Below are 24,945 nucleotides of genomic sequence, written 5' to 3' on the forward strand. Positions count from 1 at the left end.
TGAAATATGCAACTCGGTGACGGGTGAAGATGACTCACTCCTGAAGATGGGGAACTGACGAAGGAAAGCCGTGTGCGGGAAATCCGCATGCACGGTTTGACGGGGAGTCCGAGGGAGTAATCCCTCGTCTTACCCTACTGATTACTCTATTCTACTTTACGCGCACTCCACTATTATTAGCTATATAATCATCATCGGCACTTGTAACAACCCAATCCATCCGTAATTCTAACGCCAACGGCAACAACGGTTTGATACAGGAGTGATAGGGGGATGGAGGGGAATTATTCTTTGAAAAATGCAAATAGGCAACCTTTTTATTGAATTTCAAGGAAATCTCCTCAAATCACACTAAATTGATTCCTATTTGCATCAATTCTCAATAAATCAAGGAAAACCTATGTCAAAACTGCATTTTTGCAGTTTTGACAGCACCAACCCGAACCCGAACCCGAACCCGAACCCCAACCCGAACCCGAACCCGAACCCGAACGTCCTTCCAACTAGCTAAACAAACCAAAGCCCCTGAGGAAAATCCCTCAGGGGCTTTGTGTATTCGTCTTATCCAGCTGTAGCTGTGCTCGCCTGCTTGCTTTTGATCGCAATGAACATTTCTTCACGCTGCGAATCCTTGAGGATCGGACAACTGAAGCATTTCGTTCCTTCTTCGCGGCGATAGTACATACAACAGGAGGAGCGTATCAGAACTTTTTTGCCTTCGTGATAAGGGCTATCTATGTACTTCGGCTCATGGACGAACGGATTTACCTTGCGACCAAAAACATCAGCCGTAAACTGTTTCGTCAACACTTCATAGTCGGCAGAGAACTGTTCGCAGACGTGGGGACGCGGGTCATTTTCCAATACGTAGTCACGAACGAATGTCATACGCGCAGCGAATTGATTCCAGATCATAGCCTGATTTACTTTCGCTTGTTCCGCGACGACTGTAATCACAGGACCAATGAGGGTTGAGAAAAGCTTGCGCATCTCCAACTCAATGAATAGGTCACGATCTTCTGTCGGAACTTCCTTCCATTGTACGTTTACAATTTGATATCCGACATGCGAGTGGTCGCCATGATTCTCGACTTGGAGTGCGAGATGATCTAACTCCAAATCCAGCCATTGATTGTATTGAGCTAGAAAAAGGTGGATGGTCGCGACCAAATTGAATAGCGTGAGTCCTAAGTACGACGCAGAAATGTCCAACCCTTTGCCGCGGAGCAGCGTTTGCCCTTGCTGCAAGACGTCCAGCATCACAGGCCCATCTAGAAGCTGTCGTGCAGGAATGTGCAGGAGGGGTTCTTCCATTCCTTTTGGTGAAATATGAAAGTACATCTCAACTAGCGAAAAATCGACGTTTGTTTCGATGGGCATCGTCAGCACGCTCCAGATATAAGAATGATTATCGTTATCATAATATTTCCCTTGATCATACAAGATGCTCGACGATAGTGTCAATTTGGTTTCTTCCAAAAAAGGAAGGCAGATCCTACAATTAGATGGAAAAATTCCATGTAATTTATAGCCTGATTTCTCTGAATCGCGAGGTTAGATGGAAAAAGTACAGCTAATTTCGCAGGTTTGGGCTTTTTGAAGGAATAGGAGAGATTTTAACTGCGTTTTTTCCATCTGTTTCTGAAAAAGATGAGAATAAGCATAAAATAACGGGAGGAAATCCAGTTATTCTGGTGGGAGGGCTGGCTAGTTGGAGAAGGTGTCGCGTTGTTGGAAAGAAGTAGCTCGCTGATGGTGTTGATGGAAAACACCTCCCCATCCTTACAGACGGGGAGGTGCGCACATAAACTGCTTACTTCCGATACAAGGCATAGCCTGGATCTTCCGGCACGTCGATGACAATAATTCGCAGGCCTTGCTCGCTACCCGCCTGAAGGTGAAGAGCTTCGCCTTCACCCGCAGCCTGCGCTACCACAAAATCCTTGTGGGACAGGCTCTTCTGACTTTGCTCTCGTTCTTGCCCTTGCCCTTGTTCTTGCCCCACAACGCCCCCCGCGCCTTCCCCGCGAATCACGAGGAACGCCGTTCTGCGTCCTAGTTCCAAGTCGTAGCTGAACGCCGCGCCAGGCTCAATCTCCCAATCATACATCCGCACATCCGTATCTAACTGGATGGGAGCATCTCCACTGATCACGGTTTTCACCGTTGCGCCAGTGACCTGGCTAACAGGAAATTTCTCGTGCTCATACTGATGATAAGTCGCCGGCTTCTTCACAGTCTCGCTCAAATGCGGCTCGAACCAAATCTGCATCGCTTCGCTGCCCGCTCTGCGGAAGGCCTCGGAGTGATAAACACCCGAACCCGCTTGAATAACTTGCGCGCCGCCGTTCGTCACGGTTTCCAAGGATCCGAGGGAATCGCGGTGCTCAACAAGTCCGTCGATTACGTAAGTGACGATTTCGAATGCTTTGTGCGGGTGCATGCCGATTTCCGAAACATCAGATGCTTTGCCCCATGCCCAGTAGAATAAGGGTCCGACACGATCTACCGCGGTCTTTTCACCAGGGAAGCTGATCGCCCGTTGTTCGACGAATTTGCCGCCATCAAATGCACCAACGCCTTGTTCACTAGCCGAATATATTTCAATGCCCATAGGAATCACTCCTTAACTAACTTATGTTTAACAACTAACTTTATGTAAGTATTATATCGTCTTTGATCCCAGATGTCAAAATATTTCCGCCCACAATATGATGAATCTTGACTTCCGCACTAGGATCACACTACAATCTATAGTGTAAGGAGTGTGGCCAAACGTGAAAATGCACAACTTTAAATTAAAGGAAAGCGGACTTAACCGCTTTTTCGGTCCGCTAGAGTCCAAAATCATGGAAATTCTCTGGACCAGCCCATCGGAAATGACGATCAAAGACGTTCAACAGAAGCTGGATGAAGACAAAGTAATTAATTTTAATACCGTGATGACGGTGATGAACCGCCTCGTGGACAAAAAGATTTTACAAAAGCATTCTGTTGCCAGGTCGTTTCACTATAAGCCTGTTGTAACGATTGAAGAGTTCATGGACACGCAATCCAAAGAGCTGACGTATGACCTGATTGAACAATTTGGCTCGTTGGCAGTTACCCATATGGTTGATGCGCTCGATAAAGTGGATCCTGAGCTGCTTGACCAGTTGGAGCAGCATATTCTACTTCTGAAAAGGGATCGATAACGATGAAGGAATCGCGATTCAAATGGCTGTACGCGGCTGCACTGGTGATAGGAGGCTCGATCCTATGGCAAATGGTGGCCTTCCTCCTAGGGCATATGTTCCACTTGCGACCCTCTCGCAATCTATTTGATTTGTGTATGATTCTGCTTCACTATCTGCATTTGCCAGGGCACGTGCCGATGACCTTAGTCAATCTATTGATTCTCTATACGATGGGAACGATGGCTTGGTTTACGGTCAGGCACAGCTATGATGTGGTCAAAGCGAATAAGCTCGTGAGGAAATATCACGACGCTGCCCTTTCCGCAGAATACGCGGCGATTTTCGATCTTACACCCCAACATCTTCAAATCGTCAGTTACAAAGCACCACTTGCCATGACTATCGGGTTATGGAAGCCGCGGATACTCGTCTCAACGGGACTGATGGACATGCTGGATCCGGGCGAGCTTCGTGCGGTGATTGAGCATGAGAAATGCCATGTACAGCACCGGGATCCTGCGGCGATATTCCTGCTGGCGCTAATCTCGAAGTCGATGCGGTATATTCCTATTTTTGCATGGATCGCGCACAAATATCCGATGATGATCGAGCTCCGCGCGGATAAGTATGCCATCGAACGGATGGAGCAAGCGACAGACCTAGGCAGTGCGCTGCTAAAGATGCTCAAACAAACCGCGAAACCCCGGTTTCCACTCACGCACGCTTCCTTTGCGGAGACTTCGATGAATGTGCGTATTCAGCATATTTTGGACCCTGAGAGGGAAGTTGCCTTGCGCTGGCCGCTTATTCGGATGGCGATATCTGCACTGATCTTTATTCTCGTAATGGGGCTTATTTGAGAAATAAGCCCTTTTTTTCACGTTATAGCCTGCGAATTTGCTTGGAAAAGGGGCTTGTCAGAAAAAGAATTGACAATTCCAACCTTTTACACTACGCTTTGTAGTGTAAACTATTTTCCGATACATAAAGGAGCGAATAGCATGGACTACATAATGAAAAATCTACATTTTATATTTACACACGTACCGATTGCGCTATTGATTTTCAGCTTTGTTTTTGATGTTGTGGCCCTTATTTTTAAAAAGAAAGAATGGCACTCAGCAGGCATGCTTTGCCTTGTCGTTGGTGCGCTTGGCGCGATTGCCAGCGTGTTGACGGGGCCAGAGATGATGATGCGGAATACGACGCTCAGCTCCCATGAATTCTATGCGAGACTAACAATGATCGTTGCTATAATACTAGCAGTAGTGCGCGTAGGCTTGCTTGTTTGGAAAAAGCTCGAATTAGGCCGCAACCCTATTTTTCTCGTTGCTTCCCTTGTCGCAGTGCTGCTCGTTAGCTACACAGGCCATCTTGGTGGCAAAATGGTGCATCGCGACATGCAAGGCGGTCCGGGCATGATGCAGGGTGGACCTGGCGGCGGCGGTCCTGGCATGCAAGGAGGTTCCGGCCAGAATGGCCAAGGTGGGCAAGGTCAAAGGCAAAGTGGCCAGGGCCAAGGCGGTCAGGGTGCTCAAGCGTCCTCTGCACCAGCTAAATAATACTGAAAAGGGATATCCGCGGTGAGGAACTGCTAGTCAACGGTGTAAATCCGCGAATAAAATATCCTCATATACCTCATCCTAGCAGGGTATTACATACCCTTTTGAGGAGGCACAACCCTAAAATGACAAAGGTTGATTCAAGCTTACAATCGCAAAATCCGATCTCATCCGCACAAAATTCCGTTGATAACGTACACCAAGCTGTAAATCACGCCCTATCTCATCCGACAGCTCAAACGACAGAAGAGGCTCAAAATGCTATTGCTAAAGCGAAAAATTCGGTAGATCAGGCGTTTGACCAATCGGATAGCCCCGCTGTGCAGCAAGCTATTGAATCCTTAGAAGAGGATAAGGCGAGGCTGACGAGTTTGGAATAAACACCGTAACCAACCCCCAAGGCCTATGAGGATCCTATCCTGCTAGGTGTTTGAAGAAGGGCCGTATCCCGTAGTTAACAACTACCGTGGAAACGGCTTTTTTGCGTTTTGGAACGATTTCTGCTTGTACAACAGACCTCATGATGAAACGAGCATTTCCGTGCTACACTAAAGAGACGAATAGCTCATCGGTCTTGTCTTCATAATTTCGTAAGAATTATGGTAACTATTTTGTAAATAGTGTCTATTATTATTAGGCTAGTACGGTGGGTTGAAGTGAAATGAAGAAAAAGGGTGCGTGGACGTGACGAAATACCAGGTGCTGGTCGTCGATGACGATATCGACATTCAGGAAGCGATTGAGATTTATTTGAGGGGCGAAGGGATGGAAATCAGCAGAGCAAACAACGGCCTAGAAGCACTGCGTGTACTGGAGGAAAAGGAAATCCATCTAGTCATACTCGATATTATGATGCCGAAGATGGACGGGATACAAGCGACATTCAAGATTAGAGAGACCTGTAATGTCCCGATTCTGATGCTATCCGCCAAAACAGAGGATATGGACAAAATTATGGGCCTGAATGTAGGTGCTGACGACTATTTAACGAAACCATTCAATCCCCTGGAGCTAATCGCTAGAGTGAAGTCGCAGTTAAGACGATACACAACGCTAGGCCCCATTAATTCGCTTGAAAAGACAGTAAACGAAGAATTAAGCGTCCGGGGCCTCGTGCTCAATCCTGTTACGAAGGAAGTGACAGTCGATGGTGAGGAAGTGCGGATGACGCCAACAGAGTTCAAAATTTTGGAGCTGCTGATGGTGAATAAGGGACGCGTGTTTTCTATCGATGATATTTATGAAAAGGTGTGGAAAGATCCAGCCTTTAATGCTGAGAATACCGTGGCTGTGCATGTGCGCAGAATTCGCGAGAAAATCGAAATTAATCCGAAAGAACCTAAATATTTGAAGGTGGTGTGGGGTGTTGGCTATAAAATGGAGAAGTAAATCACTCTCACTGGCGCTGCTGTTCGGTGTTGTGATCATGTGGACATTGACGTTATTCGCGGCAACGAATGTCTATAAGAACAGTGTCTACTTCGGTGAGGACGCCTATTTCAAAAGCGGGGCATTCGACAGGGAAATAAATTCTGTCTATGAGAACATTCAGTTGTATCATCTGGAGGCACCTCATTTTAACGAAAAAACACCAGAAGAGCAGCTAGGCAATAATGATTACTATAATGTGAAGCGTGACGCGGAACAAACGATACAGGATCGCTTCAACAATTTGCAGGAGAAGTATGGCTCGCGCATCAATACGGCTCGCGACCATAATGACAATGCAGAGGTAGATCGACTCGAAGCTGAAAGAGATACGAAAATTGCGGAGTTGAATAAGGAGAAAGAGACGACTTTTCAACAAAATCTGAAGACGGCAATTACGGCTAAACAAAAGCAATTCATGACAGCCAAGTCAAATTTGGATAACCGTCTCAAATCGCTTTACTACGTCGTGAAAAACTTGAGAACCGGCGAAACGTATAGCAATATCTCAACGGAAGCGCTGCAAAAAAAGATAGACCAACAAGCGTTTATGTATACATTGACGTTACCCAAAATCGATGAACCGAATAGATTTACGTACCAAATGAATGTTGACCAGGTCAAAGCTACGTACTACATCTTAAACCCATCACAAGGTTCTGGCATTATTCAAGCGGATTATCTTTCTTACGAGTCTCAAAAGCAGCAAGCAACAGCAACGGTTTTCTGGCTAGCAGCACTCTTGGTTCTTACCATCGGGCTAAGCTATTTGGCAAGACAATATCGGGAAGATACCCTATCGCTAAATGATATCGAAAGAGTAGTAAGGGAACGCTTGCCGATCGATGTTCGGGCTTGGACAACTTTTATTGCGGCTGCTGCTTTGCTGGGTATCCTCTTCAATGCTGAGCTTTACTATTGGTCCCCGAGCTATATCAGCTTATATCAAATTATTATCGTTCTTATCGCATCCGTGTTACTTGTCATTGTGTACAGCGGTTGTCGTGGTGCAGTCGCATTGCTGAAATACCCGGACAATCTCGCCATGGCGTGGAGAAGCAGCTTGACCGCATCATTCTGGCAAACCCTGAAAGATACGCTAGAGCAACGAGGCTTGATCTTCAAGTTAATCGTCTTCATGGCAATCATTGCGATCATGGGCTTCCTGCCTATCTGTATCGTGGCTTCTGGTGGAGAAGAGGTTGTTATCGTCTTTACGTTCGTCTGGTACATCATGTTCCTGCTCGTGGTACTACCTTATATGATGCGGAAAATTAAGCAGCTTCGTGCCATTATCAAAGGTGTGGAACAAATGTCGCAAGGCAACTTCGATGTGACCCTCCCTGCCAAAGGGAAAGGCCAGCTGTCCCGGATGGCGATGAACATTAACAATTTGAAGTACGGCCTGCAACTTTCGCTCGAGAAAACACGGGTCAGTGATCGTCTCAAAACAGAGCTGATTACGAATGTTTCTCATGATTTGAAAACACCGTTAACGTCGATTATCAATTATGTGGATTTGCTCAAAAAGGAAGGATTATCCGCTGACCAATCCACCCACTACCTCGAGGTGCTCGATCGGAAAACGCAGCGGCTCAAGGTCCTCATCGAAGATCTCTTTGAGGCATCGAAGATGGCAAGCGGAGCTACCGAGCTTTATTGGGAAAAAGTCGACGTCTCCGCCCTGCTGACGCAGGCCTTGGCGGAGTTCAGCGACAAAATCGAGGCGTCCACACTGACGTTCCGCGTGAACGTGCAAAGCCCGCATATGTATGCGCTGCTGGATGGCAAAAAAACGTGGCGCGTCTTCGAAAATCTCATCGGCAACGCCTTGAAATACGCCTTGCCGGGGACGCGTGTTTACGTCACATTGACGGAAAATAATGAGCACGTCATTTTCATCATTCAGAATATTTCAACGCATGAGCTTAATTTCGGCGTAGAAGAGTTGTTCGAACGCTTCAAACGCGGTGATCAGTCTCGCGGAACGGAAGGCTCTGGCCTTGGCCTCGCCATTGCCAAGAGCATCGTGGAGCTGCAAGGCGGCACGCTCTCGATTGATATTGATGGCGACCAATTCAAAGTTATTGCCGAGTTTGAAAAGCGGGATGTGCTATCTGCGCAGCTGGAGTAGGCGAATATATTCGCCTCGCGGGTCCCGCGCCCCGTGCGGAGCAAGTCCCGCCCGTGTGGGACCAGTCCCAGGCCACTTCGGCCCAATTATATGAAAGAGAGAGGGCCCCCGCTACATGGCTTATGGGAAGCCCTCTCTCTTTTATTTCAACTCCAACTCCTCCAAGGTATACCGGTTGTCCCACAAAAAAACCATGTCATACGCTGTTGAGTCCTTCGAGACAAACCTAGCTATGGCCGCAATGACAATGCCTATGATCGTTCCGAATCCCACAATCCATCCCATTAATGCAAACACTTGATCGACCATGTGCATTCACTCCTTTGAGGTGTGATGAACTCCTAATCTATCCATATGCCCGATGAATTTGAAACATGTGTGACAGTTGAAAGCCTTCTCATCACGAGTATAGACATCGGAAATGTCGGGCTGGGAGAGTTGCATTTTAATTTTTTTCTCCGATTGACACGTTCAGAAGAGGGATGGTAAGATCACCCTGTAAGAATCGAATAGACAGCTTTTGGAAAAAGTAACAGGCACCTAATGTGCCGGGCTCATCAAACGAAACAGGGGGGTTCACTATGGATAACATGGTTATTGCATTTAGCGCACATCATAAACGGACACACGTCCAACCTAATTTCATAGATGGTAACCCGCTGGTTAGCCCGTGAGACTGCGACTATATGCGCATGTTCGGGAGCTAGCACCCCTTCCCATACGTTAAGTTGTGAAGCGCGGGTTACGAAGTTCGTAACGAGCGCCCCATGTGTTTCTATAGAAGGCATATCGCTGCGCGCGGTATGTCTTTTTGCGTCTTTCGGTGTATATGCACCATTTGAGAGGAGTGACAAGATCGTATGTTTACAGTATTAAAGAAATTAGCTTGGTTTTTCAAAATGAATTGGAAACGCTACAGCCTCGCCATTGGGCTGCTGATCATCGTCGGCATCATTGATGTGCTGCCGCCGAAGCTGATTGGTTACGCGATTGATGGTATACACATGGGCACCTTATCGGGGGCCAAATTAGCGCAATTACTCGCTTTCTGGGGCGCGCTGATCATCGTGAGCTATGGGCTGTCGTACATTTGGCTGTACCAGTTGTTCGGCGGCGCCTTCGTCCTTGAACGTGTGCTGCGCTCCCGATTCATGCGGCAGTTGCTGCGGATGACACCTACCTTTTACGAACGTAATCGTACGGGCGATCTGATGGCTAGAGCGACGAACGATTTGCAATCGGTATCGACAACCGCAGGGTTTGGGATTCTAACCTTCGTCGATTCGACGCTGTTTATGTTAACGATTCTGAGCATGATGGGCTTCTTCATTAGTTGGAAGCTGACCCTTGCCTCAATTTTACCGCTGCCGATTATGGCGGTTGCGATTACGATTTTTGGAAGCCGTATCCATGAGAGATTCATCCTCGCACAGGATGCATTCGGTCAGATGAATGACCGCGTCTTAGAAACCATCGCAGGCGTTCGGGTGATCCGGGCATTCGTGCAGGAGAAGGCGAGCGAGCGCAATTTTGAGACGATGACGGATGACGTTTATCGTAAAAATATCGCCGTAGCTGTTATTGACGCTCTTTTTGAACCGACGGTCAAAATTCTGGTCGGTATTTCCTACCTGATCGGACTATGTTACGGAGGATATCTCGTGTTCCACAGTGAGCTGACGCTCGGAGAGCTAGTGTCCTTCAATACCTTCCTGGGTATGTTGATCTGGCCGATGTTTGCGATCGGAGAGCTCATGAACATTATGCAGCGCGGGAATGCATCCTTAGATCGTGTTAACGAGACTCTTGGCTACAAGCCTGATGTCATAGAAGTGCCGAACGCTGCGACACAGCTGAAGCCGGATTCTATTGATTTTAAAAATGTAACTTTCCGTTACCCGTCTTCATCCATTGATAATTTGGTTAACATGACGTTCCGCTTAGAACGCGGACAGACGCTTGGCATCGTCGGTCGAACTGGAAGCGGCAAAACAACGCTGCTGAAGCAGCTGCTGCGCGAGTATCCTGTCGGTCAAGGCGCGATCACGATTACGGATACGCCAATTGAGCAGATTGCAATCGACACGCTGCACGGTTGGATCGGATATGTGCCGCAGGAGCCGATTCTTTTCTCCAAAAGCGTCCGCGAAAACATTATGTTCGGCAAGGGGCAAGGCACCGAAGAAGAGTTGATGCGTGCGCTTGATCTAGCCGCTTTCCGCAAGGACGTCGAGTTCCTGCCGGAAGGTCTGCAGACGCTCGTCGGGGAAAAAGGCGTCGCCTTATCCGGCGGTCAGAAGCAGCGCGTATCCATTGCGCGGGCGTTGTACGTCGATCCGGAGATTCTTCTGCTCGACGATGCGCTCTCTGCGGTCGATGCGAAGACGGAAGCCGAGATCATTAGCGGCATTCGTACGGAACGAACAGGCAAAACGACCCTAATCACCACGCACCGACTCTCCGCCGTGCAGCATGCCGATTGGATTGTCGTGCTTGATGAGGGTTATATCATCGAAGAAGGCAAGCATGAGCAGCTTCTGGCGCTTGGCGGCTGGTATAAAGAGCAGTACGACCGTCAACAGCTCGAGGAGCAAACAGTGGGGCTTGAATAGATGCTGGGGCCAATCGAGCCCCTAGCTATACGAAACAAAAGAAAAGTAGGTGAGACTCCTGATGACACAAACGAAACAAACGATACAAGCAAAAACAATGAAACAAACCGGGAAACGGTTGTTCCAATACGCAGCCAAATTCAAGCAAACCCTGCTCATCGCGCTGTTATTCTTATCTTTGGCTGTCGCGACTGAACTGGCGGGACCTTTCATTGCGAAGCACATGATCGACACCCACATTCTCGGCATCGAGAAGCCATGGTTTGAGACGCAGTCTGGGACGAAGGGCGAGAAAGCTGTTGCTTTTGAGCAGACGTTTTATAAGCGCGGTGATAACTACTCAGAGGGCGAGCCAAAGGGCAAAGAGGTCCGCATCCTACAAGTGGGGGGCAAGTTCGTGTGGCTGGATCAAGCCCTCCCTTGGGATGGTGTCCGTAAGCTGACGGATGATGGAAAGCTGCTGGTTACACAAGGCACAGAGCAGGCGGAGTATGCCGTGCAGAAGCTGAGTGTGCAGGAGTTGTACAGCTTTTATCAACCGCAATTTGCAGAGTTAATGAAGCTAGCGTGGTTCTATGTGATCTTGATTTTCGTGGGAGCAGGCTTTACCTACGGGCAGCGATATTTGCTGCAAGCAGCAGCGAATCGGATCATACAACGCATGCGTAGGGATGTGTTTGCCCAAATTCAGCGATTGCCAATTAACTATTTTGATAATCAGCCTGCAGGCAAAATCGTTTCACGCATCACGAACGACACCGAGTCGGTCCGAGATCTGTATGTGCAGGTATTGGCGAACTTTTTTACAGGCACGATTTACATTCTGGGAATTATTGCGGCCATCTTTATTCTTGATGTTCGTCTGGCCCTCTTCACCCTGCCGGTTATTCCGCTGCTGATTGTGTGGATCATTGTCTACCGTAAGTATGCATCAACGATTAATCATGAAATTCGCGAACGGATTAGTGCGATCAATGGGATGATCAATGAGGCGATTCAAGGGATGACGATCATTCGAGCTTTTCGCCGGCAAAAGGAAACGACCGAGGAATTTGAGATTCTGAATGAAGAGTATACTCACTATCAAAATAAGCTGCTCAGCTTGAATTCCTTAACCTCTCATAACTTGATGAACGTGGTGCGGAACCTGTTCTTCTTCGGGTTGATCTGGTATGTTGGCGGCAGTTCGCTCAACGCGGTGATTACGGTTGGCGTGCTGTACGCCTTCGTCGATTATCTCAACCGGATGTTCCATCCGATGGTAGGTATCGTGAATCAACTGCCAAATTTGGAGCGAGCGCTAGTATCGGCTGACCGCGTGTTTGAACTGCTGGATGAACAGGGTATCGACGTTGTTGCTGAAAAAGCAGACCGTTACAAAGGCCACGTGAGTTTCGAGCACGTTCGCTTCGCTTACAAAGAAGGGGAGGATGTACTGAAAGACATCACTTTCCAGGCCAAACAAGGGCAGACGGTTGCCTTAGTTGGGCACACCGGATCAGGCAAAAGCTCGATCTTGAACCTCCTCTTCCGCTTCTATGAAGTCAGCGAAGGGAGCATCACGGTGGATGGCCGCGATATCCGCGAGCTATCGAAGCAGCAGCTTCGGCAGCACATGGGCATCGTGCTGCAGGATCCGTTCCTGTTCACGGGGACGATTGCGTCCAATGTCTCGTTGGACGATCCGTCCATCACCCGGGAACGGGTGGAGGCGGCGCTGCGCGAGGTCGGCGCAGCGGAGATGCTTGGCGCGCTGCCGCGCGGCCTCGATGAGCCCGTCATCGAGAAGGGCAGCACGCTGTCTGCTGGGCAGCGGCAGCTGATCTCTTTTGCCCGGGCGCTGGCGTTCGACCCGGCGATCTTGATCCTCGATGAGGCGACGGCCTCCATCGACACGGAGACCGAGGCCATCATTCAGGCCGCGCTCGATGTATTGAAGAAGGGGCGTACCACCTTCATCATTGCGCATAGGCTGTCGACGATCCGCAGCGCCGACTTGATTCTTGTGCTCGACCATGGCGAGATTGTCGAGCGCGGCACGCATGAGGAGCTCATGGGGATCCTCGGGCGGTACTACCAGATGTACCAGCTGCAGGCTGGACATCCGGAAATTGCTGCCGCTGGCGAATCGCTTGGGCAGAAGATCTAGGTCGCGAGTCGTAGATGAATCTCGACAAAAGGCTAACGACGCTAACTTTCCAATATGCTACAATGAAGCAAATTGATGCTTGTGGGAAGTGGAGGAGAAATGATGCGTTCAGATACGATTCGTTTGCTTAACCTGCTGCAGCTATTATCCGAAATAGCTATTGCAGTAGGGTATTTACTGGGGTTAATCCCATTTATGTATGCATGGTCTTGGTCATGGGTTGTTCCGTTGGTTTTTGTGAATTTGGTGTTTGCCATCCTCACGGGCAATGGGACGACGTTGAAGACTGTCATCAACATTGCCTTGGCCTTCTTAAGTTTCATTCCTGTTCTCGGTTTCATATTCCGCATTGGCGGAATCGTCGTGTCGGGCTTGAATATGAGAGATTTGTCCAAGAGAAGAAACAACTACTAGGAGTAATGAAAAAACGGATGGCGCCTAATTGGCGCGCATCCGTTTTTTTTACCACATAAGAATTTATAAGTTTCCGGGGCTCGGAAGAACAAATTCTTATTAGCGACAAAAACCACCATATATAGGGTTCTTTGGTCGGAGACCAAAGTCTCTCCGCTGAAACGCGGCCGCTCATCCTCGAAGGACTTTGATAGAAGTTTTTCTCATGTGATCTGAACATGGAGCGCCTGCTTTGAACGCTTGGTTGCACCAGTAAGGCGCCTCATTTTCACCACGCTATGTCCACCGGGGTTCAATCATGGATTAGATGGAAAACTTGCAGCTATTTACATCCAATTCGGCTGAAATAGAACAGTAGATGGATTTCCTCCAGTTAAATCTGCTCCAATAGCCTATTTGGAAGAAAACCCTTGAAATTAGCTGTAGGAAATCCAGTTATTCGACTAAAGTGACGGTATTGGCCAGATTTAGCTGCATAAAATCAAGTTAATTGCTCAGTAGTGGTCGAAGAGCGTCGTTTTCTACTGTTCCTCGGTTCCTGGGTTCCTCAGTTCCTCGGTTCCTCCTTTTCTCGGTTTCGAGAGTGGAGATTGTTTAGGTGGAATGTTGGACGTTGCTAATACGCCAATCCCACGCGACAGCCGACATACGTATCCTCCACCGCGACGCGGTAGGTGAACGCCGCGGTGTCGCCGACGGAGATGGACGTGCCGCCGTCCGGCAAGAAATCGCGCTCCGCGCGGAACTGACCCTGCGCTTCGCCGTCGGGCAAATACGTTGGACACACGACCGTCCAACTTAGGCCCGACGCAGCGAGCAGCGCCCACGCCTGGCGGTGCTCCTCCGCCGCGCGTGTCGATGAGCGCCGTGTGTCCGGCGCTTCAAAGCGGAGCAGACCCGGATGCTCCCGGCTCTGCAAGATGCCGGCTGTGCCGACGGTGACCACGCGGCTCACGCCAGAAGCCTTCATCGCCCCGATGAGCAGGGGCGTCGCCTCGGTCAGCACCGTGCCGCCATCGGTGCCAAGGCAGCTTATGACCGCGTCTACGCCGGTCATGGCGCCCTCAAGATCCCCTGCGGAGCAGGCATTACCTTGCAGCAAGGTGAGCTGGTTGGAACGCAGTGATAGTTTATCCATACTCCGCACGACTGCGGTTACCTCATGTCCATCCTGCAGCGCTTGAGCTAGAACGCGCTGACCCACGCGGCCAGTTGCTCCTAATAGTAGAAAGTGCATCATCGTACTCCTTCGGTATGTCATCTGTTTTCTAGTATAACAAACAAAGTGTAAGAAGTAGAAAACCGAAAACCGTAACTCTCCTCCTCGGTGTTTCCTGCGGACTGGTTGCAGTGGCGACTTGAACCGTCGCCTCGAATCCAGCATAATAGAAGGTATTGAATACTAATGAAGACGGAATAGAAGGGAATTTCAGGGGCATGAGAATTAATAAGTTTATTAGTGAGACCGGCGTGTGCTCCAGACGTGAGGCGGACAAGTGGGTTGAAGCTAGGCGCGTGACGATCAATGGTGAAATTGCGGGACTCGGCAGCGTAGTAGGTCCCGGTGATGAAGTGAAGGTTGACGGACGGGCAATTGGAGAGAAGAAAGAGCACGTATACATTGCGCTTAACAAGCCTGTGGGCATTACCTCAACAACAGAAGCGCATATTCGTGGGAATATCGTAGATTTCGTGGGGCATTCGGAGCGGATTTTCCCTATCGGCAGATTGGACAAAGACTCAGAAGGGCTTATTCTACTGACGAATAACGGGGATATTGTGAATCAGATTCTCCGTGCGGAGAACAATCACGATAAAGAATACATCGTAACGGTGAATCGGCCGATTACTCAGATGTTTTTGAGGGGAATGGCAAGTGGGGTGCGTATTCTGGGCACGATGACGAAGCCTTGTGAAATCATTCAAGTCAATGAACGGGTATTTCGTATTATTCTCACGCAGGGTCTGAACCGGCAAATTCGTAGGATGTGCGAAGCATTCGGATATCGTGTAGTGCGCCTGCAGCGTGTTCGCATCATGCATATTCATTTGGGCGCTTTGAAGGTTGGAAAGTGGCGGGATTTGACGCAAGGTGAATTAAAGGATCTGATGCATATGCTTAGCCAAGAGAAGTCGCAGACGAATCCGTAACTGAAAACGAATCACATAACAAGGCTTGAACATTCCGTGTAGGATGCTCAAGTCTTTTTCTATTATACGATAGAATCTAACAAGGATTTCCAATATAAAGAGGAGAAATATATATAGTGGAAATGGTTGGGAAATGTTTCTGATGATGCGGAAGCGAGATAAAGCTCGCTCGGGGAAAGGGGAAAACATGACTCGTCCATTTGCGAATGCTCGTGAATCACATGGTTCACGCAAGGAAGCAACGAGACAAGCAGACACTCAGACACAACAACAATCTGAATCTATTACACAGAAGCTCGGAGGGATTCGGGGCATTATGAGCCTGCAATCCACGATAGGAAATCGTGCAGTTGCCCAGCTTGTTAGAAATCAGGCACGCAGTCAGCCTCAACAAGTTGTTCGACAACATGCAGGGGACATGCACGTGCAGTTGATGCCTACGTTCCGAAGCGAAAAAGAGGCAATCTATTATTTTGAGGATTGGGAGGAAGATACCGTATTCACGGAGCATGCCCGTGAGGTGAAGCAGTTATTGCTGCTAGCCCAAAAAAATGGTTGGGAGGATTTAAAGGAACGAATCGAATATGCACAAAGCGAAAGTGAACTTGTAGCTATGGAGCAATTTAAGACTTGGGACTTATCGAATGACGCACTATTACCAGCGGCCATGCGATTGCTGGATAAGGCGCAGAATAAAGGCTGGGAGAAGCTTGAGGATCTTGTTATCGCTTATGTACGCAAATCGGAGGATTCACGGGATGAACCATCCATAGCATCGGACGGTTTGCTTCAGAATCAACGCGATTTTCTAATACGGTGGGCCACGAACACGCCGATTCCAAAAGAGTTGTTGAAGAAGCTCGTTCTTCATGCGGGAGAGACGGATGAGGGGCTTGCTTGGCTAACAGCGCTATTACAACTGCCGATTCCAACCTTGACCATTCCTCAATTCGACCTCATTACAAGTTATAAAGCAGATTTGAGTAGTAACGAGAAAGCGTTACGTTGGGTGGTGCGAACTGTTCATGACTCAGAGTCGATAGAGAAGGCCAAGGCATTCATTGAATTAGCCAAGGAATTCAATTATGATATGGCATTTGCCTTAGAGGCGGTTGCGGGCTCGGAAGCACATGCGGATGGCGTCAGGGAGAGTGAGTTTCAGAAGATTCGGGAGAATAAAGAGCGGCAGAAGCAAAAGGTAATGAAAATAGGCTATGAAAAGGCTTTAGAATCATTAACCAGGGCGGAGAGAAAAGAAGTAGAGAAGAACCTTATAACCGCTGAAACCAAAAGCAAAATAGAACAGAATCAGAATAAGTTCACGGAGTCCATTAATGACTCGATTGATGAGAGGGCGCAGGAAGCAGAGCAGGAGGTCATCAAGGTGATTGGCCCAGAAGCCTACGCGAAGCGGAGAGACGAATATCTGTTCTTTTTCCAACTCGTTAATTATGACCCAGCAACACTTCCCGCCCTAGAGTTATGTGGTCATAATTTCAAAGTCGCGGAGCAAATCGTCCACGACGTGCAGCAAGCACCTAATTTGTTAGCTTTTATTGGTCAAGAAGAAATCAACATGAAGCTATACGAGCGTTGTATAAGCGAAGTACAGTTGCCTACCCTGAATATGCTTCTAACCCAAATTAATGGCACTGAGTTGCTTAGCTACGCGGAGAGCGGGCCCTGCCTGCAGCTGTTAACTATGCTTCATCTGAATAATGTACCTGTCCCCCATATGAAACAACTTGCCAATCGCCCGGAGCGGCTCCAATATTGCGATCCGCAATTCACGGCGGATTACTCGCAACTGTTGGTTCACTATACGCCACACCAATTCTGCCAATTGATTGACCTAGTACCAGAAGGAGCTCAATCAACGGTAAGATTCCTTCTTACACTGCAACCGTTCGCAGCCTCATCTGCTGATCTACTTACCTGTTTGAATTTGGCTAAGCGCATGTACTGGGACCAAACCCATTTAACGACGCATATTTGTTCAATGGCACTAGGCAGAACAGGGCCACAGCTGACCGCCCAAATTTACGCTCAGAGGCTCATGGTATTCGATCGGGACACGAAATTCCATTCGTGGGTTAATACGGTAGGTATCTTAATGACAGATGAGGGATACACCGTGACTGTGGGCGAATCATTCCAACTTTCCGGGATCAACACGTATGAACGTAAGTGTAAAATCCTGGATGCAGGTGGCGTATCTCGAGGTAAGTTTGTCGTTCACTATCACCCGGGAGCTAAGCAAAGTGTGCAGCATCCTTATGGCTCAGGTGCGCATATAAAGCCAAATCGTGGAGATTTACAGACCCCAAGAATCGGAAGGGAGTTCTTACCGGAAAGCTTGAGAGGCGTAATCCCGTTGAAGAAATAAGTTATCCATTACTATTGGTATTTTTTTCACGCGTAATTGCAACCTTTTTCCAGCGTCCCCCGTCAAGTAATATATGGCAGTTGGACGCGTCCGAGCATGTGGGTCCACATGTTGTATGGAGATCACTTAAGGAGGAAGAAGACTTTGAAATTATTAAAACAAGCAGGCACGATGGTACTCGCTTCAACATTGTTGCTGACAGTTGCTCCGATGGGGGTATGGGCGGCGGAAAATGTAAATGGTACAGCTTCGGCCAGTATGACATCTCCTGCCTACCCTGGGCAAGCCGATATCTCGGCGCAAGATGCCAAAATTACGAAAGAACAAGCGCTTGAGCATGCGAAAGCTTACATAACACTACCCGCAGATTATAGTCTCCAATCGATAAGTTTAAATGCTTTTTATAGCAATGATGGTCACAATATTCCGACTTGGAATATCAGCTACTCCAAGAAGGTGAAAGATCGCTTCTATGGCTCAGCTAATATCGCCATCAATGGTTTGGATGGATCGTTGACGTCTTACAATATGAATGACAGTGATCCTGAACATAAGCCAACATATCCGCCTAAGGTGGATTTTCAAGCTGCGAAGGAGCTTGCCGCAGCATTTGTAGCCAAAGTAAACCCATCGAAGCAGAAGGAACTGTTGTACGATGACTCGGTTGAGAAAGCGTTCCGTACCCCGCTTGACGGCAATTATCAATATAACATTCGCTATGATCGATCCGTTGGGGGAGTTCCTTTCTCGGGGAATGGACTTAATGTCAATGTCAATGGTGAGGGTCAGATTACGAGCTATTGGTACAATTGGGACGATAAGGTGATATTTGATAAGGCAAGCACACCGATTTCCAAAGAGAAGGCAGATCAGTTGTTTCGTGAGAAGACGGAGCTTTCCCTCCAATATCTAATCCCTTATAACACGCAAGGGAAACGAGCTCCGATCATTTCCTACTTCATGAATAGCTTTGCTTTGGATGCTGCAACAGGCGAAATTTCGCAGCCATTTCCGAGTTTAAGTGGTGACAACAAGCCATTAACAGATAAACCGCTGGGAACGAAACCGACAGCAACGTTGAATTTGACGAAGGAAGAAGCAGTCAAGAAAGTGGCAACAACGTTTAACCTATCCTCTGAGTTCAAGCTGCAAGAAGCTTCTTATAATGAAACCAAGAACGCTGAGACTGGCGAGACTTCTTCGAGCTGGAACATGAGCTGGACCAAGGCAACGTCAGATACAGCAGCTTCTGGGAAAATGGTTGCAGGAAATACCGTTTGGGCATCTGTGAATAGTAAAACCGGCGTTATAACTAATTTCAATTTCTACATTCCTTATAGCAGTGATAACGATAAGCCTATCGAAGGCAAAGTTTCGTTGGATGAAGCGATTGCGAAAAGCACGGATTTTGTCAAAGCGCAGCTTCCTGGTTCTACCGATCAGTTAGTGCTGAATGTCCAAAAAGAGTATTCCCAGGAGATGCTGAAGCAGATGCGTACTTGGGAAGTAAGCTATAAACGCGTTATTGATGGTGTTCTTGTGAACAATGAAGAGGTGCGAGTAAGCATCGACCGTGTAACGGGAGCTATCTCGAACTATTATGTATCGTTAAGTGATATCGCGTATCCTGCTCAAAAGCCTGAGGTCATCTCCATTGATAAGGCCAAAGAGCTGTGGCTGGCACAATTCGATGTGAAGCTTGGCTACGTATTGGAGAGCAATGCTTACTTCGGCCCTATGCCAATTGAGAAGTACCGCGTGATGGTGGCGGCAGGGGAGATTCCTCCAACAGCGGCCGCGGGTGCCAAGACGGAGTTAAAGGCTAAGCTTGTGTATTCTCTGGTTCCTAAAAATGTGAATCGGGACAGCTTCCTTCTGGATGCCGAAACTGGTCAATGGCGCAGTGCGCAATCCGGCGAGGTTATCTCTTTGGATAAAGTGATTGTCAGTGATATTGATAAGCACTGGGCACAAAATGAACTTCAACTGATGCTGGATTATCAAGCTTTGGATGTGAAGGACGGCAAAGTGAACCCAGACCAAACAATTAAGCGCGGTGAGTTAGTCAAAATGCTTGTCATCGCCATGAATGGCGGCAACGGCGGCATCTATTACGGAGCTGAGCGAGCTGCTTCCTTCGCGGATGTGGGCAACGGTTCTAAATATTTTGCCTATGTGGAGAATGCCGTTGATCGCGGGCTGCTTGATGTGGGGAAAGAGTTCAATCCGGAAGCTACGATGGACCGTGAAGCGATGGCAGAATTGATCGTGAAGGCGCTAGGATATCACAGCTTAACGAAATTTGACGGTGTCTTTAATAAAGATTTCTTGGATGTTGGAATGGTAACGAATGTTGGCGATGCTGCAATCGTGTTAGGGCTGAATATTATGACGCTCAGCGATGGTAACTTTGCCCCTAAGGAAGAAGTGACGAAAGCACAGGCAGCTAGCGCGTTCTACCGCTTCTTGCAAACGAGAGCGGAATTGCAAGATAAGCCGCGGTACTACTATTAATCTTTCTATCGTGAGTCGCATAAGTGAAACGAATAAAGACCTCTCAATGCAATATTGAGAGGTCTTTCGGCTGCCCAGGCAAGGCATTTATGGCAAGAGAGCTAATCTCTTTTGAAAAGAGAGCAGCACAACTGACGATAATGTGCCTTCATATGCTCTTTCGTATAGGCTTTCTCGTTTTTGATATGAAAATAGCCGATCGGTGAGATGGAGCAAATGATCGTGTGTGCTGCAAAATCGGGCTCCGTTTGCTGATCTCGCTTGGGTCCAAGGGATTCGAGAATAAGCTCCGACAATTTATTACGTATGAAATGGTATACAGGGGATAGGAAGAAGTTGCCGCGACCATCCTCGCAGTTCATCTCAAGCTTGGTTGACATTGCAACGATTAGCTCGGCTTTTTCTTCAATTTCATCAATCCATAAATCCAAAATGCCTGTTAGACGATCAATGGGTGCGGCTTGTTTGTGTTCTTCGAGATATATCATAATCTCATTGGTAAATTGATTACCATAATGTTGAAGGATATCGAAGCAAAGGTCTCCTTTATCTGCGTATCTGCGATAGAGGGTTGCTTGTCCAATGCCTGCTGTTTTGGCAATTTGATGCATGCTGACCGATTGAACGCCATAATCATGAAAGAGTTGTTTGGCGGTTTGGAGAATTAATTGGCGATTTTCCATGGCGTCCTTGCGTTCATGACGAATGGACATCTGTAACCACCTCTCTAGATGTGAATTTATTGTGTTCGTATTGACAAGGAAACGAAATTTCTGATAGCATCATGAATGTAAACGGACATCTGTCCGTTTACAACAGAGGTTATTGATGTTCGTGTATGTCTGCCACTATTGTATTGTACAGGGTATACTATATACGGTCAACGATAGACAAGAGATAGACAAGAGATAGACAAGAGATAGACAAGAGATAGACAAGAGAGAGTAATTAATCGGATGGAGGGATTGCATGTCTTCACAAGCAACATCGAAAGAAACAGAAGCCCCGTTCTCAATGCGCAGCATTCTAGGGCCACTGATAGCGATCGTAGTCGGTATTTTCATGGTTATTTTGGACGGAACAGCGGTAAACGTTGCGCTTCCTAAGCTGCAAGAAGAATTTAATTTGCTCAATTTATCACTCGTTCAATGGACGGTTATTGGTTATGCATTAGCACAAGCCGCAGTTATTCCATTAGCAGGTTGGTTATCGGATCGTTTCGGTGCCAAGAAAATATTCTTGATTTCCGTTGGTCTCTTTACTATAGGCTCTGGCCTATGTGCATTAGCGAACTCGGTTGAAATGTTGATTGCTTACCGAATTATTCAAGGTTTAGGCGGCGGTGTCGTCGTGCCGATTGCTATGGCTTTCATTTATCGTTTATCCCCTCCAGGCAAAGTAGGGGCCGTCATGGGTATGATGGGTATTCCGATCTTACTAGGTCCAGCTCTTGGTCCAGTCGTGGCAGGTTGGTTAGTTGAGTATCACAGCTGGCAGTGGATTTTCCTTATTAACCTGCCTATCGGTGTTATTGGTATTATTTTAGGTATTCGTACATTGCCTAATATGCAGCGTCAGAGCGTTGCTTCTCTAGATTTGTTGGGCATGTTGTTAGGGCCTCTAGCTTTCGCGGCACTTGTTTATGGTGTTTCCAACGGTGGTATTGATCCAATTACGGGGAAATCCACATGGACAGATGCAGATACGCTGATCGGTTCTGGCGTTGGTGTCATTGCACTTATCCTATTCATTATTGTTGAATTGAAACAGAAGAATCCGCTCTTGGAGCTTCGTGTATTCCGTTCAGGTAACTTTACTAAAGGGATTATCGTGCAGTGGATTTCTCAGATTGCTATGTTCGGTACGATGTTCCTTGTACCACTTTTCTTACAACAAGCACATGGCTACAGCCCATTGAAAACAGGATTGATCATGCTTCCCCAAGCGTTGGCTTCCGGATTGTTCATGCCAATCGGCGGTAAGTTGTCCGACCGTTTCGGTGCTCGTCCGCTCGTTATTGCGGGGATGGTTCTTACAACGATTTCGGCGCTGTTGCTTTCCAATATTTCTGGTGATTCCGGTGTAGGTACAGTTATGCTGCCGCTTACGCTACTGGGAGCGGGTATGGGACTATTCATGATGCCGCTGAACAATCACTTGATTCAATCGGCGCCGCAGAATTTGGTTGGTCGTGTAACGTCCTTGACGAACGCGGCGCAGCAAGTTATGATGTCTTTCGCCATTGCGATCTTGATGACGATTTTCAGTACGAAATTTAAGGATTTGATGGTTGAGTCAGGCGCACAAAAGCCAGATGTAGGTTTATATGCTTCGGCATTCGGACATACGTTCCTCATTTTGCTGGGTATCGCTATTGTTGGCGGTCTGCTTGGTTTGATGCTGCAGAAGCCTAAGAAAGTGGAAGGTCAGTCCGAGAATGGCGCTGAAATTCCGATGATGGTAGGTCATTAATTCTATATATAGATGCTAAGGAGCCGCACCTCAAGGTCTATGGACTGCGAGGGGGCGGCTTTTGTTGTACGACGGCGAGGGAAGGCTGTAGTGATGAAAAACATCACTAAAGATGAAAGGCCGCGGTACATCATGGTGAATCTCCCRCGRTAGTGATGWAAAACATCACTATTGTCACAGAAACGCGAAAATGCATCTCCATAGTGATGAAAAACATCACTAAAGATGAAAGGCCGCGGTACATCATGGTGAATCTCCCGCGATAGTGATGAAAAACATCACTATTKTCACAGAAACGCGAAAATGCATCTCCATAGTGATGTAAAACATYACTAAAGATGAAAGACCGYGATACATCATGGTGAATCTCCCRCGATAGTGATGAAAAACACAGATATAAATGGAGAAGATTACTTCCTACGATATTTGCGTACAGAACGCACCGCATATGTTACAATACATGTTAAAACTTAATGGAAGCTTCAAAAAAGAAAGGGTGTTGGAAAGATGGTTGTATCTGGTAAAGTGGGTTTGGAAGATATTATTAGAGCCAATCATGTGCTCAGCAAGGTGATCGAACCGTCACCATTGCAACGCAATGAGCTGCTCTCCAGCCAGTATGAATGTAACGTTTACCTCAAACGTGAAGATATGCAAATCGTGCGTTCGTTCAAAATCCGCGGAGCTTACAATGTCATCCAAAGCTTATCGGCGGAAGAGCGCGCAGCAGGGGTTGTGTGTGCGAGTGCAGGCAACCATGCGCAGGGTGTGGCTTACTCCTGTAAGCAGTTGGGCATTGAAGGCAAGATTTTCATGCCGACAACGACACCACGCCAGAAGATCTCGCAAGTGAAGCTCTTCGGCGGCTCTTTCGTGGAAGTCATCCTCACAGGCGATTCCTTTGATGATTCCTCAGCTCAGGCCAAGGCCTATTGCTTGAAGGAGAATAAGGTGTTTATCCATCCATTCGATGATGTTCGCACGATTGCTGGACAAGGGACAGTCGGGCTGGAGATCATGAATCAGATACCGGAAACGCCGGATTTCATCTTTGCCACGATAGGCGGAGGTGGACTAGCTGCAGGTGTCTCTACTTATGTGAAGAGCGTATCCCCGCGAACGCGCATTATTGGTGCAGAGCCGGAAGGTGCGGCAAGCATGACAGAAGCATTAAAGCAGGGGAGCGTCGTAAAGTTGTCTTCCATTGAGAAGTTTGTTGATGGAGCAGCTGTAGCGCAGGTAGGCGAGATGACGTTCGATATTTGTAGAGAGAATCTAGAGGATATCGTGATTATTCCTGCTGGTAAGGAATGCACAACGATACTAGAGTTGTACAACAGCAATGCGATTGTCATCGAACCCGCAGGAGCGCTTCCTGTTGCTGCACTGGATGCGTACCGCGAGCAAATTCGTGGCAAGAACGTTGTCTGTATCATCAGCGGTGGGAACAATGACATTGATCGGATGCAGCATATCAAAGAGAGATCCCTAATTTATGAAGGATTGAAGCACTACTTTGTCTTGAATTTCCCTCAGAGGGCAGGAGCGCTGCGTGAATTCTTGGAGGAAGTGCTAGGTCCTTCCGACGATATCACACGTTTTGAATATACGAAGAAAAATAACCGTGATGATGCACCAGCGCTAGTGGGGATTGAGCTTAAAAATAAAGACGATTACGAGGGATTGATTGAGAGACTTTCCCAGAAAGATTATGGTTATATCGAAATCAATAAGGATCCTAAGCTATTTAACCTTCTCATCTAGAGAAGGTTTTTTTTGTATATAAAAAGTGTCATAAAATTCACATCGTACTATCTAGATTTAATTAACCGCTGGATGTATAATCAATAATTGGGGCTTTGAACCTATATTGTCGGGAAAAACAAAAAGTGGCATGTTAACTTGTGTGACATGACGAATTGCGTGAATCATTTAGAAGATTCGCTT

At 47.5% G+C, this 24,945-nt stretch carries 19 protein-coding genes; 14 read left to right on the forward strand and 5 right to left on the reverse strand.

Annotated elements, in window-relative coordinates; all coding sequences use genetic code 11:
• Positions 1-561: 561 nt before the first annotated feature.
• The gene (locus ASG89_RS12255; protein WP_235549736.1) at positions 562-1,443 is read right to left on the reverse strand and encodes a (2Fe-2S)-binding protein; all 882 of its coding nucleotides are present in this window, start codon (positions 1,441-1,443) and stop codon (positions 562-564) included.
• A gap of 370 nt (positions 1,444-1,813) precedes the next feature.
• On the reverse strand, positions 1,814-2,614 hold the full coding sequence (locus tag ASG89_RS12260; protein ID WP_057311002.1) for a pirin family protein: 801 nt from the start codon (positions 2,612-2,614) through the stop codon (positions 1,814-1,816).
• Between the two features lie 163 nt (positions 2,615-2,777).
• Here ASG89_RS12260 and ASG89_RS12265 point away from each other — a divergent pair, with 163 nt between their 5' ends.
• From ASG89_RS12265 to ASG89_RS12290, 6 genes are all read left to right on the forward strand, one after another.
• Positions 2,778-3,194 (forward strand): BlaI/MecI/CopY family transcriptional regulator, encoded by a 417-nt coding sequence (locus tag ASG89_RS12265; protein WP_057311003.1) that lies wholly within the window; start codon positions 2,778-2,780, stop codon positions 3,192-3,194.
• A gap of 2 nt (positions 3,195-3,196) precedes the next feature.
• The gene (locus tag ASG89_RS12270) at positions 3,197-4,036 is read left to right on the forward strand and encodes a M56 family metallopeptidase (protein ID WP_057311004.1); all 840 of its coding nucleotides are present in this window, start codon (positions 3,197-3,199) and stop codon (positions 4,034-4,036) included.
• A 141-nt stretch (positions 4,037-4,177) separates the two neighbouring features.
• Positions 4,178-4,738 (forward strand): DUF2231 domain-containing protein, encoded by a 561-nt coding sequence (locus ASG89_RS12275; protein ID WP_057311005.1) that lies wholly within the window; start codon positions 4,178-4,180, stop codon positions 4,736-4,738.
• A 125-nt stretch (positions 4,739-4,863) separates the two neighbouring features.
• A complete protein-coding gene (locus ASG89_RS12280; RefSeq protein WP_057311006.1) occupies positions 4,864-5,118 on the forward strand; it encodes a DUF3813 family protein in 255 nt (84 codons plus the stop codon).
• Between the two features lie 304 nt (positions 5,119-5,422).
• Positions 5,423-6,127 carry a response regulator transcription factor gene (locus ASG89_RS12285; protein WP_057311007.1) on the forward strand — a complete coding sequence of 235 codons (705 nt, stop codon included), beginning with the start codon at positions 5,423-5,425 and terminating at the stop codon, positions 6,125-6,127.
• Positions 6,105-8,300: a sensor histidine kinase gene (locus tag ASG89_RS12290; protein ID WP_057311008.1), complete on the forward strand. Its 2,196-nt coding sequence runs from the start codon at positions 6,105-6,107 to the stop codon at positions 8,298-8,300. The genes ASG89_RS12285 and ASG89_RS12290 overlap by 23 nt, the downstream gene beginning before the upstream one ends.
• 141 nt (positions 8,301-8,441) lie before the next feature.
• On the opposite strand, the gene ASG89_RS37135 is transcribed toward ASG89_RS12290, so the two are convergent.
• Entirely contained in the window at positions 8,442-8,609 is a 168-nt protein-coding gene (locus ASG89_RS37135; RefSeq protein WP_200963466.1) for a hypothetical protein, read from the reverse strand.
• A 551-nt stretch (positions 8,610-9,160) separates the two neighbouring features.
• On the opposite strand from ASG89_RS37135, the gene ASG89_RS12295 reads away from it, so the two are divergent.
• From ASG89_RS12295 to ASG89_RS12305, 3 genes are all read left to right on the forward strand, one after another.
• Positions 9,161-10,912 (forward strand): ABC transporter ATP-binding protein, encoded by a 1,752-nt coding sequence (locus ASG89_RS12295; RefSeq protein ID WP_057311009.1) that lies wholly within the window; start codon positions 9,161-9,163, stop codon positions 10,910-10,912.
• A gap of 97 nt (positions 10,913-11,009) precedes the next feature.
• A complete protein-coding gene (locus ASG89_RS12300) occupies positions 11,010-13,061 on the forward strand; it encodes an ABC transporter ATP-binding protein (protein WP_057311096.1) in 2,052 nt (683 codons plus the stop codon).
• Positions 13,062-13,160: 99 nt separating this feature from the next.
• Positions 13,161-13,475 carry a hypothetical protein gene (locus tag ASG89_RS12305; protein ID WP_235549737.1) on the forward strand — a complete coding sequence of 105 codons (315 nt, stop codon included), beginning with the start codon at positions 13,161-13,163 and terminating at the stop codon, positions 13,473-13,475.
• A gap of 616 nt (positions 13,476-14,091) precedes the next feature.
• Here the strand turns inward: ASG89_RS12305 and ASG89_RS12310 are convergent.
• Entirely contained in the window at positions 14,092-14,712 is a 621-nt protein-coding gene (locus ASG89_RS12310) for an NAD(P)-dependent oxidoreductase (RefSeq protein ID WP_057311011.1), read from the reverse strand.
• Positions 14,713-14,912: 200 nt separating this feature from the next.
• Between ASG89_RS12310 and rluF the strand changes: the two genes are divergently transcribed.
• The 3 genes from rluF to ASG89_RS12325 all read left to right on the forward strand — a co-directional run bounded on the left by rluF (position 14,913) and on the right by ASG89_RS12325 (position 20,526).
• Positions 14,913-15,626 (forward strand): 23S rRNA pseudouridine(2604) synthase RluF, encoded by a 714-nt coding sequence (rluF, locus tag ASG89_RS12315; protein WP_057311012.1) that lies wholly within the window; start codon positions 14,913-14,915, stop codon positions 15,624-15,626.
• Positions 15,627-15,813: 187 nt separating this feature from the next.
• Positions 15,814-18,012 (forward strand): hypothetical protein, encoded by a 2,199-nt coding sequence (locus ASG89_RS12320; RefSeq protein ID WP_157276625.1) that lies wholly within the window; start codon positions 15,814-15,816, stop codon positions 18,010-18,012.
• Between the two features lie 144 nt (positions 18,013-18,156).
• A complete protein-coding gene (locus ASG89_RS12325) occupies positions 18,157-20,526 on the forward strand; it encodes a YcdB/YcdC domain-containing protein (RefSeq protein ID WP_057311014.1) in 2,370 nt (789 codons plus the stop codon).
• Positions 20,527-20,627: 101 nt separating this feature from the next.
• On the opposite strand, the gene ASG89_RS12330 is transcribed toward ASG89_RS12325, so the two are convergent.
• A complete protein-coding gene (locus ASG89_RS12330; protein WP_057311015.1) occupies positions 20,628-21,239 on the reverse strand; it encodes a TetR/AcrR family transcriptional regulator in 612 nt (203 codons plus the stop codon).
• 256 nt (positions 21,240-21,495) lie between these two features.
• On the opposite strand from ASG89_RS12330, the gene ASG89_RS12335 reads away from it, so the two are divergent.
• Both ASG89_RS12335 and ilvA read left to right on the forward strand, forming a co-directional pair.
• On the forward strand, positions 21,496-22,998 hold the full coding sequence (locus tag ASG89_RS12335; RefSeq protein WP_057311016.1) for an MDR family MFS transporter: 1,503 nt from the start codon (positions 21,496-21,498) through the stop codon (positions 22,996-22,998).
• Between the two features lie 507 nt (positions 22,999-23,505).
• Positions 23,506-24,762 carry a threonine ammonia-lyase IlvA gene (ilvA, locus tag ASG89_RS12340; protein WP_057311017.1) on the forward strand — a complete coding sequence of 419 codons (1,257 nt, stop codon included), beginning with the start codon at positions 23,506-23,508 and terminating at the stop codon, positions 24,760-24,762.
• Positions 24,763-24,945: the final 183 nt, after the last annotated feature.

This window comes from Paenibacillus sp. Soil766 (assembly GCF_001428105.1).
GTDB lineage: Bacteria > Bacillota > Bacilli > Paenibacillales > NBRC-103111 > Paenibacillus_E.

Excerpts from the sequence above, each read along its gene's own strand:
- ASG89_RS12260 (WP_057311002.1), bottom strand. The coding sequence starts at position 2,614 with ATGGGCATTGAAATATATTCGGCTAGTGAACAAGGCGTTGGTGCATTT.
- ASG89_RS12270 (WP_057311004.1), top strand. The coding sequence starts at position 3,197 with ATGAAGGAATCGCGATTCAAATGGCTGTACGCGGCTGCACTGGTGATA.
- ASG89_RS12275 (WP_057311005.1), top strand. The coding sequence starts at position 4,178 with ATGGACTACATAATGAAAAATCTACATTTTATATTTACACACGTACCG.
- ASG89_RS12280 (WP_057311006.1), top strand. The coding sequence starts at position 4,864 with ATGACAAAGGTTGATTCAAGCTTACAATCGCAAAATCCGATCTCATCC.
- ASG89_RS37135 (WP_200963466.1), bottom strand. The coding sequence starts at position 8,609 with ATGGTCGATCAAGTGTTTGCATTAATGGGATGGATTGTGGGATTCGGA.
- ASG89_RS12295 (WP_057311009.1), top strand. The coding sequence starts at position 9,161 with ATGTTTACAGTATTAAAGAAATTAGCTTGGTTTTTCAAAATGAATTGG.
- ASG89_RS12300 (WP_057311096.1), top strand. The coding sequence starts at position 11,010 with ATGAAACAAACCGGGAAACGGTTGTTCCAATACGCAGCCAAATTCAAG.
- ASG89_RS12305 (WP_235549737.1), top strand. The coding sequence starts at position 13,161 with ATGATGCGTTCAGATACGATTCGTTTGCTTAACCTGCTGCAGCTATTA.
- ASG89_RS12310 (WP_057311011.1), bottom strand. The coding sequence starts at position 14,712 with ATGCACTTTCTACTATTAGGAGCAACTGGCCGCGTGGGTCAGCGCGTT.
- rluF (WP_057311012.1), top strand. The coding sequence starts at position 14,913 with ATGAGAATTAATAAGTTTATTAGTGAGACCGGCGTGTGCTCCAGACGT.
- ASG89_RS12320 (WP_157276625.1), top strand. The coding sequence starts at position 15,814 with ATGACTCGTCCATTTGCGAATGCTCGTGAATCACATGGTTCACGCAAG.
- ASG89_RS12330 (WP_057311015.1), bottom strand. The coding sequence starts at position 21,239 with ATGTCCATTCGTCATGAACGCAAGGACGCCATGGAAAATCGCCAATTA.
- ASG89_RS12335 (WP_057311016.1), top strand. The coding sequence starts at position 21,496 with ATGTCTTCACAAGCAACATCGAAAGAAACAGAAGCCCCGTTCTCAATG.
- ilvA (WP_057311017.1), top strand. The coding sequence starts at position 23,506 with ATGGTTGTATCTGGTAAAGTGGGTTTGGAAGATATTATTAGAGCCAAT.